The sequence below is a fragment of the Gordonia sp. (in: high G+C Gram-positive bacteria) genome (assembly GCF_049299075.1).
Lineage (GTDB): Bacteria > Actinomycetota > Actinomycetes > Mycobacteriales > Mycobacteriaceae > Gordonia.
Map to the genome: position 1 here is coordinate 1 of NZ_JBAQWU010000376.1, position 9,686 is coordinate 9,686.

Genomic DNA, 9,686 nt, shown 5'->3' on the forward strand with positions numbered 1-9,686 from the left:
GTCTGTACGCCACGCTGTGGCGCATGTTAAGTGTGTGACTAATGTTGCATAGTCACTCGCTCCGGATCAGGAGAAGAAGCCACGCCGCTTCGCGTCCCAGAGCATGTCCTGCCAGTAGCCCCAGGCATGGGTGCCATTGGCCGTGTAGGTCATCGGCGCAAGACCCTGCGCAATGGCCATGGTGTTGAACGCGGCGGCCTGAGTCAGCGCGAGCAGCTCCAGCGGGGTGCCCTTGAACAGGTCGTCGCCGATGTTCTGCGGGTAGTTGTAGCGACCGAAGAGCCCGTTACCCGAGCCGACGTAGAGCTTCAGTCCCTGCATGCGGTTGATCAGCATCGCCGGGTCGTTCTGCACCCAGCGTGGGCTCCACGGAGCGCCCCACATCGAGTCGACATTCCACGGCGACGGCGCCACGTCGAGCATGGCGATACGGAGCATCGTGCGCATACCCGGAGCAGTCAGGTAGTTGTAGCCCGAGAGCGATCCAGCGGCGTAGTACTTGTCGCGGTTCTGCGCGGCGTTGGCCAGGGCCGCGTTACCGCCGGACGAGATACCCATCAGGGCGTACTTGCCACCCTTGCTGGCAAAGCCGTTGCTGCGCAGGTACGGAACAAGCCGGTTGTTCAGCACACACGCCCACTGGTAGCGAGCACGCTGGCCATTGAAGTTCGACGGGGCATCCCAGTCGGTGTAGAAGCTCGCCGGGCCGCCGACCGGCATCACGACGTTGACGCCCTGATTCACCAGCTTCCAGGCGTTGGTCTGCTGGAACCAGCCACTGGTGCCGTATTCGGCACGCATACCGTCGAGCAAGATGACGGTGCGGGTGTTACCTGGACGCCGCCAGGACTGGACCTTGACCCGACCCTTCGAGGTCGGCGCACCGAGAGCGTTGCCTGACGGCATCCCGCACGAGTTCACAGAGAAATCCTGCGCCCGATAGGCGTTGGCCTCACCGGCAGTGGCGGTCGCGCCGATGACGCCAGCCAACGTGGCCGCCGACACGGCGATCGCGGTCAGCTTCCGACTGACCCGCGACTTGCTATTTCCAAAGCGCATCTTCTGCGTCTCCCTTTACTTCCTCGCCTGTTAGCAGCCTCTCAGGCTACGCACAGTCGTCTCGTCTTGCGCTAACAGTCTCTCGACGTAACACACGCCACATCCGTCTCTGGATGGACGGAAGCCTATCCGGCCCAGCCGACCGACCGCAAAATTGTGACTGTCATCACAGTGTCGGTGCTGGCACTTCGCCGGCTTCCGCGCTTGCTTACCGCAAACCGCGGACGCCGCCATCAATACCATCGCTAGGTCACCGCAGGACGTTACCGTTTCGAGACAAAAATCGCCAGCCGCCGGACCATTCGCCCGCCGAACGCCACCCCGCCGCTACTTATGCTCCACCGGCGGCGTCAGACCGCACCGGAGGATCTCGTACTCCGGCTGACGCACGATCCGATAGCTGTTGAACTCCACAGCCTGCCGCAGATTGTGCCGGAAACGGGCGAACGACCACGTTTCCTTATATGAGGCGAACCGGTCTTGCGTCTGCGGACAGGTGAGGGCCACATTGGCGCGGCGCACCTCCAAGATCGGAATGAAGCCCGGCAGACCTGGCCCGCCGGCCACACCGCCGCTCTCGGCGACGACCCACTGCGAACCGAGGTTCTTATCGTGGCCGATGCGCCCATCCGGCAGTCGTTCGGTGTGCGCCGCCAATGGGTAGGCCAGGCCCATCTGGTCGACGACCCGGACGTCCAGCGGGGCGTTCATCCCGGTCATGCCCAGATTCAAGAAGTAGAGCGTCGTCCGATCCTGCTGATCAGGGGGCAGGTCCTTACGCAAGGGAACCAGAAACCACTCATCGTAGCTACCCGAGGGCAGCAGCACACCCCCGCCGGAGGCCTGCGCCTCGTTGATCTTGTCCACCATCGCGCGCATGCGCGGGTACTCGAGGTAATCCTCGGCCGTGATCGGATTTTCGTTGGCCATATTGGCGACATAGAAGCGTCGCTCATCGACGATTCCATCGCGACTGATGTCCATGCCGGCGTCGGAAAGGACGTTCTGCGAGATCGCCGCAGCCCACCAGGCCGTGCCGCCAACCACCAGGATGATGAAGGCCGCTGCAGCCAGCCGCCAGCGGGCGATCGCGGTCCGTGCGGCCAGCGGAACCGTCGCCGGAACCACCATCACCGGGAGAAGCAGAATGAACAGCGGCGCCAGCAGCACGCGGCCATGCATAAAGTCCCCGCCCTGACGCAGCCAATACAGCGTCAGCACCAGCCCGGCCAGCAGCACGGTGAGGACGACGGTCGACGGTCGCTGGAGGCGATCCTGGAAGCCACGCCACCGCGAGCCCAGGGTGATGGGCGCCGTTTCCGCGCCCAGGATGTCGTCAGTGGTGCCGGTGGCACCACTGTCACCGTCGTCGACGATCGCGATAGCCGGCGTCCGCACGCGGGTCACGACCAGCACCAGCCCGACCAGCACCGCCAGAATCACCGGCAGCAGCAAGGCATACGGACTGAACAAGTTACCGAGGTAGGTGAAGCCCTGTTCCCACTTCGCGCCGCTGGCATCTTTGGCGATGGCCGGGTTGGGCACCAGCACGGCGTAGTAGCCCATCCGGAAGATCTGGTAACCGACCGGCAGCGCCGCCGCCGCGGCAACCATGCCGACACGCAACCGCCAACCGATCGGTGCACAGAACAGGACGAGGAGCACCAGCGCGCCGAGCACGGTGATCTCCGGCCGGATCAGCGGGGCCAGGCCAGCGAGGAAGGCCAGAAAAAGGAAGGCCGCTTTCGCGCGCACATCGGTGCGGGCCCGGTCGCGCCGCGCCCAGGCCAGGAACAAGCACCACAGACAGGCGATCCAGCAGATCACCAGCCCGTTCTCCAATCCGCTGGTAGCGAAGTCGCGCGCCGGCGGCAACGCGATATAGATGACCGAACCGAGCGGAAGCAGCAACGTGAAGCTCCCGGCGGCGCGCAGGTAGCGGGGGCCGTAGAGCCGGGCGGTGCCGTACATGGCGATCGGAATGGCAGCGACGGATAGCACAAAGGCCGTCCACAGCACCACATACTCGACCTGGCCGCCGGTGACCCAGGTAATGAAGGTCAGCAGATAGGTCCAGGCGGTGGAGGTGTTGGCTTCTACTCGCTCCCCGGCGTTGAAGACCGGTCCATTACCCGCCAACAGGTTGAGCACGGTACGCAGCACGATGAGCCCGTCGTCGGCGATCCACCGACGCTGCCATGCACCGATCGCGAAGAAGGCGGTGACCAACGCGGTGCCGACCAGCCAGCTGATGCCGGGGGCCAGCAGCGACGGGCCGAGGCGACGCGGATCAAACCGACGCGGATCAAACCGAGGCCGCGGCGTGAGTTCGGCGCGGGCGGTGTCGGGCGCCGCGTCGTCGTCGCTTGCTACCGGGACACCGACGGCCTCGGCGGCTGCATCGGGCTCACGATGGGACATAGACCGCTACCGCTACCAGCACCACCCAGGCCACCGCGAGGAACTGCAGAACGCGGTCGCCCAGGGCGATCTCTTCCGGCTCGCCGGCTTCGCCGCCGTCGACGTCCACCGCATAGCGGAGGATCGCCATGGTGAACGGGACCATCGAGATCGCGAACCAGATGTTCTCGCTGTGCGGCTTCGCGCCCTGGAACGACGCACTGTCGAACGCCCACAGGCCGTAGCAGAGCACGACCGCGGTGGCCGAGAGTGTCCAGATGAACCGCAGGTACGTGGTGGTGTAGTACTCGAGCGACTTGCGGATCTTGGCTCCGGTGCGCTCAGCCAGCTGCAGCTCGGCGTAACGCTTGCCAGCCGCCATGAACAGCGAACCGAACGCCATCACCAGGAGGAACCAACTCGACAGCGTGATATCGGCAGCCACACCGCCAGCGATCGCCCGGAGCAGGAAGCCCGAAGAGACGATGCAGATGTCCACCACAGCCTGGTGTTTGAGACCAAAGCAATAGCCGAGCTGGATCACGATGTAGACCGCGATGGTCACCGCGGTCTCCCAGTTCGCGAGGTAGGCGATGCCGATGGACACGGCGATCAGCACGGCCGCCAGGCCAAAGGCCAGGCCCCGCGGCACCACACCAGCGGCGATCGGTCGGTAACGCTTGGTTGGGTGCGCCCGGTCCGCGTCGACGTCAAGCGCATCGTTGATCAGGTAGATCGACGACGCCGCCAGACAGAACGCGACGAAGGCGATACCGACGTTGCCCATCTTGCTGGCATCGGTCAGCGCATCGGTGCCGGCCGCCAGCGGAGCGGCCAGTACCAGGACGTTCTTCACCCACTGACGCGGGCGGAGCGCCTTGATGACGCCGGCCGGTAGATTCTTCGGCGGTCCGAGGACTTTACCCTCGGTCGGCTCCTCGCTCATCAACGGTTCCTCACTTGTAGAGCTTGTCGGCCGCGATGACGGCACCGGCGCTGGCGGCACCGATCAGTGCACCAGCGGCTACATCGGAAGGGTAGTGGACGCCGAGCACCAAGCGAGAAAGCAGCATGGGTGGGACGACCACTGCGGTGGCCGCCACGGCACCCGAAGTACCGGCGGCTGCGCGCCCGAGCAGGATGGCTGCCGCCGTGGTCGACGTCGCGTGGCTCGAGGGGAAGCTCAGCTTGCTCGGGGTGCCCACGCCGATACTGATGTCGCGGTGGTTCGGTCGCTTGCGCCGGACGATGCGCTTGAGCACCACGGAGGCGGCGTGCGCGCCGAAGGCGCCGATACCGGCCTCGACATACCGGCGCTTGCGCTCCTCATCGCCGGTGCGCGCGGCCGCGATGGCTCCGAGCGCCGCCAGCCCCATCCAACCCAGGGCATGCTCCCCGAGGTGACTCAGGCCGCGCGCGGCCGAAATCACACCGGGGCGGTCGGCGAGCGCCGACTGCACGCCAACGAGGATCCGCTCCTCACCGCGCGGTGCGCGATAGGTTTCCCGCTCCTCGCCCTGCGGTGCGCGGGAGGTTTCCCGCTCCTCGCCCTGCGGTGCGCGATAGGTTTCCCGCTCCCCGAGCTCCGTCGAGGGGTCAGTCGATTCCGTAGACATGCGCCCAACTCTCCTTGCTCGCCAATTCTTCATGTGCCGCACGGTATTTCGCCCGCATCTCGTCGAAGCGCTCGCGCAATTCGCGCTGCAACTGCGCCGACTCCTTGGCCAGGGCGATCATCTTCGCCCGGTCGCGTTGACGGTAGACCACGCCGCGGCCGTCAGCGGTAGTGACGGTGACACCGTCGACCCGACCGAGCGAGTACCAACGGGCCTCGATCGGCGGGTAGTTGGCTTGCGGGACTTCGTGGTGGCGGGGGTCGGCGGGGCGCGCGTTGTTCAGCACCGCACCCACGAGCGCCTTGACCTTGGCCACCGGGCCGGTCGGCTCGTTGACGCCAAGGTGGGTGGCTTCGCCGGTGGTGCGGGGCAGTGCTTCAGCGGACGGCAGCACGACGGCGTCGGGATACTCCTTGCGCATGAGCGCGATCTTGCCGAGCGCGGTCGGCAAGATCTCCCGGATATGCATCGGACCCCGCAGGAAGTCGCGCATCGCCTCGTTCTGGATGGCAACCGTCGAATACTCAAGGCACAGCAGGTGTTTCGCGGTGGCCTTGGCATGCGAGTTCAGGATTCCGGTGATCGGCCCGTCGGTGTAGAGGGACGCGACGACGAGCCGGTTGCGCAGGTGGAAGTACGCCTGCCAGTCGATGGCGTCATCCTTATCACTCCACGCCATATGCCAGATCGCAATGCCCGGGACCGTCGCCGTCGGGTAGCCGGCGCGGCCCGCGCGCAGCGCGAACTCCCAGTCGTCCCACTTAATGAACAGCGGCAGCGGCAGTCCGATCTCCTCGGCGGCCACCCGCGGAATCATGCACATCCACCAGCCATTGCCGTCGACGTCGATCCGACGATGCAGGTTCTTGGAGTTGTCGCGGTCGCTGAGCGGGTACTTACTGAAGTCGTGGTCGTACTCGACGAACGGCGCGGCCGTCCACATGAACTTGCTCCGGTCAATCACTTCGCCCATGCAGTGCAAGTGGCTGCGGTCTTGCAAGTTCAGCATCTGCCCACCGACCAGCATCGGCGTCTTCGCGAAGCGCGACATGGCAAGCGCACGCAGGATCGAGTCCGGCTCGATCATGATGTCGTCATCCATATACAGCACGTACGGGCTGTCGGTGAGGCGCAGCGCCTCGAACATGATCCGCGAGTAACCGCCGGAGCCGCCCAGATTGCCTTGATCGAAGATGTGCAGACGATCACCCAAGGCCGCGGCGGCTTCGGCGTATCCCGGCTCATCGACCACCTTGCGGGTGCCCTGATCGGGCATGATCACCGCGTCAATTACCGCGTCAACCAGCGGATCGGAGGTCAACGCGGCCAACGCGGCCACCGCGTCGGTGGGCCGGTTGAACGTCGGGATACCGACCGTCACGCGGCCGTCCCTTGAGCCTGTCGAAGGGTCGTCCCCACCGCTCCCCGAGCCCGATCCGCTCCCTGAGCCTGTCGAAGGGTCAACCGGCGCATACCAGCCCGCCGCGACGATCGCCGTCGCGGTGTCCGTGGTGACGTCGAACCAGATCCAGCCGCCGTCCTCGAATGGCCCCAGATCGGTCTCGTACTCAAAGATGCCGTGTCCGCTCTCGTCCACCTCCACGAGATCCCCACCGATGGCGATCCGCGATCCGTCGATCTTTGATCGGTACAGGTCGACGCGTGCGGTACCGGTCAACTCGATACGCAAGACCACCGACGTCAGCACGGTCCAGCGGCGCCAGTAGCTGGCGGCGAAGGCATTGAAGTAGGTGGCGAAACTGACTTGCGACTCGGCGCCGAGCCGAACGCTGGTGCGATCGGGCGCATGGGCGCGCGACTCATTGCGGTCGGACTCCACCAGGTACAGCGAGCGGACGTCGAGCGGTTCGCCAGCCCGCGGGAAGATCACGCGCTGCAGCAGCGAGACCGCCCGGGTGGTGTCGAGTTCAGAAGAGGTCATAGTGCTTCTCATGCTCCGTCGTTAAACGTCCGACTGGTCCGCCAGTGGCGCACCGTCACGCAGGTGCGGGGCCAGCGTGTTGTCGAACATGGTCAGCGCACTGGCGATCGCCATATGCATATCTAGGTACTGGTAGGTCCCCAGGCGTCCGCCGAAGAGCACGTTGTTCGCCGCGGTCTCGGCCTGTGCCAGGGTGCGGTAGGCACCCAGTCGATCCCGGTCCTGCGGAGTGTTGATCGGGTAGTACGGCTCGTCGTCGTCGCTGGCGAAGCGGCCGAACTCGCGCATGATGACGGTCTTGTCGGCCGGGTACTGCGTCCGCTCCGGGTGGAAGTGGCGGAACTCATGAATGCGCGTGAACGGGACGTCGGCGTCGTTGTAGTTCATCACCGGGGTGCCTTGGAAGTCGCCGGTGTCAAGCACCTCTGTCTCGAAATCCAGCGTGCGCCAGCCCAGGCGGCCTGCCGAATAATCGAAGTAGCGATCCAGCGGTCCGGTGTAGATCACCGGAGCGTCCGGGCTCGCGGCGCGCAGCTCATCGCGCACCTCAAACCAGTCGGTGCGCAGGGCGACGTCGATGCGCTCGTCGGCCGCCATCTTCTCCAGCCACGCGGTGTAGCCGTCGACGGGCAGCCCCTCGTGGGTGTCATTGAAGTAGCGGTTGTCGAAGTTGTAGCGGACCGGCAGCCGGGTGATGTTGCCCGCCGGGAGATTCTTCGGGTCGGTCTCCCACTGCTTGGCCGTGTAGTGCTTGATGAACGCCTCGTAGAGGGGGCGGCCAATCAGGCTGATCGCCTTCTCCTCGAAGTTCTGCGCGTCCTGCGAATCGATCTCGCTGGCCTGTTCGGCGATCAGCGCGCGGGCCTCATCCGGGCTGTAGTAGCGGCCGAAGAACTGCGCAACCAGTCCGAGGCCCATCGGGAACTGATACGCCTGGCCGTCGTGCATCGCGAACACGCGATGCTGGTAACCGGTGAAGTCGGTGAACTGGTTGACGTACTCCCACACCCGCTCATTGGACGTGTGAAACAGATGCGCGCCGTACTTGTGGATCTCGATGCCGGTGGTCGGTTCGGCTTCGGAGTAGGCGTTCCCACCGATGTGATCGCGCCGTTCGACGACGAGGACACGCTTGTTCAATGTGGTCGCGGCCCGTTCGGCCACGGTCAGACCGAAGAAGCCGGAGCCGACCACGATGAGGTCGTATGCGGTCGCACTGTTTTCCGTCACAACTGTTCAGGTTATCGGACCGAACCTGTGCGTTGACCAAGGCGCGGCGAAGCACGCACTGTGCCAGGCGGCACATCACGCGCGGGGCTGCACCCGCAGGCGGCGCGAAAGACCGCTACCGCAAGCCATCCTGCTTGGGGAATCCCAGGACGGCGAGACCTCCGCCGCTCAAGAAGTCGGTCAGCGCCTGGCCGAAGAGCGCCTGCGCGCCAGTCGCCGGACTGTAGTAGATCAGGCCATTCGACAGCACCTGAACCAGGCCGTACATGCCCTTGCCGTCGGTCACCAGCTCTGGTTTCGCCACGGTACCGGTGGAGCCCTGCGAGTTGGCGCTCTCGTCGCGGCTGACGGTACCCATCGATCCGTTGGCGTTGTCACTGCGCTCGCGGCTGACAGTACCCATCGATCCGTTGGCGTTGTCACTGCGGTCGAGGGCGACCTGTTTGGCGGCCAGCTCCGGCAATCCGGCACCGATCAATTGAGTGATCAGCGGTGCCAGCTGGTCGGTCACGGCACTCAGATCGCCCAGGCCGGACAGCCCGCTCAGGCCGAGTGCGGACAGGTCTGGTGCGCTACCACCCAGCAATGCCGTCAGCGGACTCAGGTCCAGCGAGCCCCCCGGGTCGGTCGGTCCGATCTGCGGCTTCACGATCTTCGGCGGGGTCTTCTGACCGGCGATGGAGAACCAGTCCGACTTGAGCTGCAACTTCCCACGCAACTGCTCGCCGGTGGCTTCCACGGTGCGGCTGGCCCCGACGATGCGTGCCTTCACTACACGGCCGTAGCCCTCGCCGAGCCCGTTGGCCTCGATTACCTCGAAACTGCGGAACGCGCCGACGCCGAAGGCGCTGGCGATACTCGACGGACTGACCTCTGCGGTCCAGTTGTGGTTGGGAGAGACGGAGTCACCGGCGTCGACGACGGCCGGAAAATCGCCGCCAGCGGTGTAGCCGCCGGTGGATGCGGAGAACTCGGTCAGCGCGGGCTTGCCGCCACGCATCCGGACCTGCCCGGCGGTCGCGTCGGCAGCCCGGTTGGTGCGCGGATCCTCACCGGAGGCCCCGTGATACACCTGCGACTGCTGGGTGTTGTTCATCTTGCGGCCAGCAGCGAGCCCGGCCAGCACGTACGACCGCGCGGCCACGGCCTGCGCCTTCAACGCCTCAAGGCCGCCAGCATCGGCCCACGCGGGGACCGATTCTTTCGGGATGACGCCCTTGACGTAGTCGTCGACGTTGAGCTTGTTCGAGACGCCGTCGCCAGTGATGCCGAGTGCACCGCGATACTTCTCATCACCGTCGCAGAAGGTCAGCAGTTCGCCAGCTGGCCGGTTGGAGCCGGCCTCGACCGGTTCTACCCACTGCGCGGTGACGGTCTTGACCACCGCGCCGCCGCAGCCCTGGGTGATGGTGGCGTTGCTCCCGGACAGGCTCACGGCC

At 65.5% G+C, this 9,686-nt stretch carries 7 protein-coding genes; all 7 read right to left on the reverse strand.

The genetic code is table 11. The annotated features are described in order from the left end of the window. Window positions 1-66: 66 nt before the first annotated feature. Window positions 67-1,059: an alpha/beta hydrolase-fold protein gene (locus WAW85_RS11815; protein ID WP_422559803.1), complete on the reverse strand. Its 993-nt coding sequence runs from the start codon at window positions 1,057-1,059 to the stop codon at window positions 67-69. Between the two features lie 327 nt (window positions 1,060-1,386). Next, window positions 1,387-3,480, reverse strand: a complete 2,094-nt coding sequence (gene zomB, locus WAW85_RS11820; protein WP_422559804.1) for a flagellar motor control protein ZomB — start codon at window positions 3,478-3,480, stop codon at window positions 1,387-1,389. Further along, window positions 3,467-4,405: a decaprenyl-phosphate phosphoribosyltransferase gene (locus WAW85_RS11825; RefSeq protein WP_422559805.1), complete on the reverse strand. Its 939-nt coding sequence runs from the start codon at window positions 4,403-4,405 to the stop codon at window positions 3,467-3,469. Before WAW85_RS11825 ends, zomB begins: the two co-directional genes overlap by 14 nt. A gap of 10 nt (window positions 4,406-4,415) precedes the next feature. Further along, on the reverse strand, window positions 4,416-5,075 hold the full coding sequence (locus tag WAW85_RS11830; RefSeq protein ID WP_422559806.1) for a phosphatase PAP2 family protein: 660 nt from the start codon (window positions 5,073-5,075) through the stop codon (window positions 4,416-4,418). Continuing rightward, window positions 5,056-7,017 carry a glycosyltransferase gene (locus WAW85_RS11835; RefSeq protein WP_422559807.1) on the reverse strand — a complete coding sequence of 654 codons (1,962 nt, stop codon included), beginning with the start codon at window positions 7,015-7,017 and terminating at the stop codon, window positions 5,056-5,058. The genes WAW85_RS11830 and WAW85_RS11835 overlap by 20 nt, the downstream gene beginning before the upstream one ends. Before the next feature lie 21 nt (window positions 7,018-7,038). Continuing rightward, window positions 7,039-8,247 (reverse strand): UDP-galactopyranose mutase, encoded by a 1,209-nt coding sequence (gene glf, locus WAW85_RS11840; protein ID WP_422559808.1) that lies wholly within the window; start codon window positions 8,245-8,247, stop codon window positions 7,039-7,041. Between the two features lie 115 nt (window positions 8,248-8,362). Further along, on the reverse strand, window positions 8,363-9,686 hold a 1,324-nt coding region (locus tag WAW85_RS11845; RefSeq protein ID WP_422559809.1), incomplete at its 5' end, for a SpoIID/LytB domain-containing protein.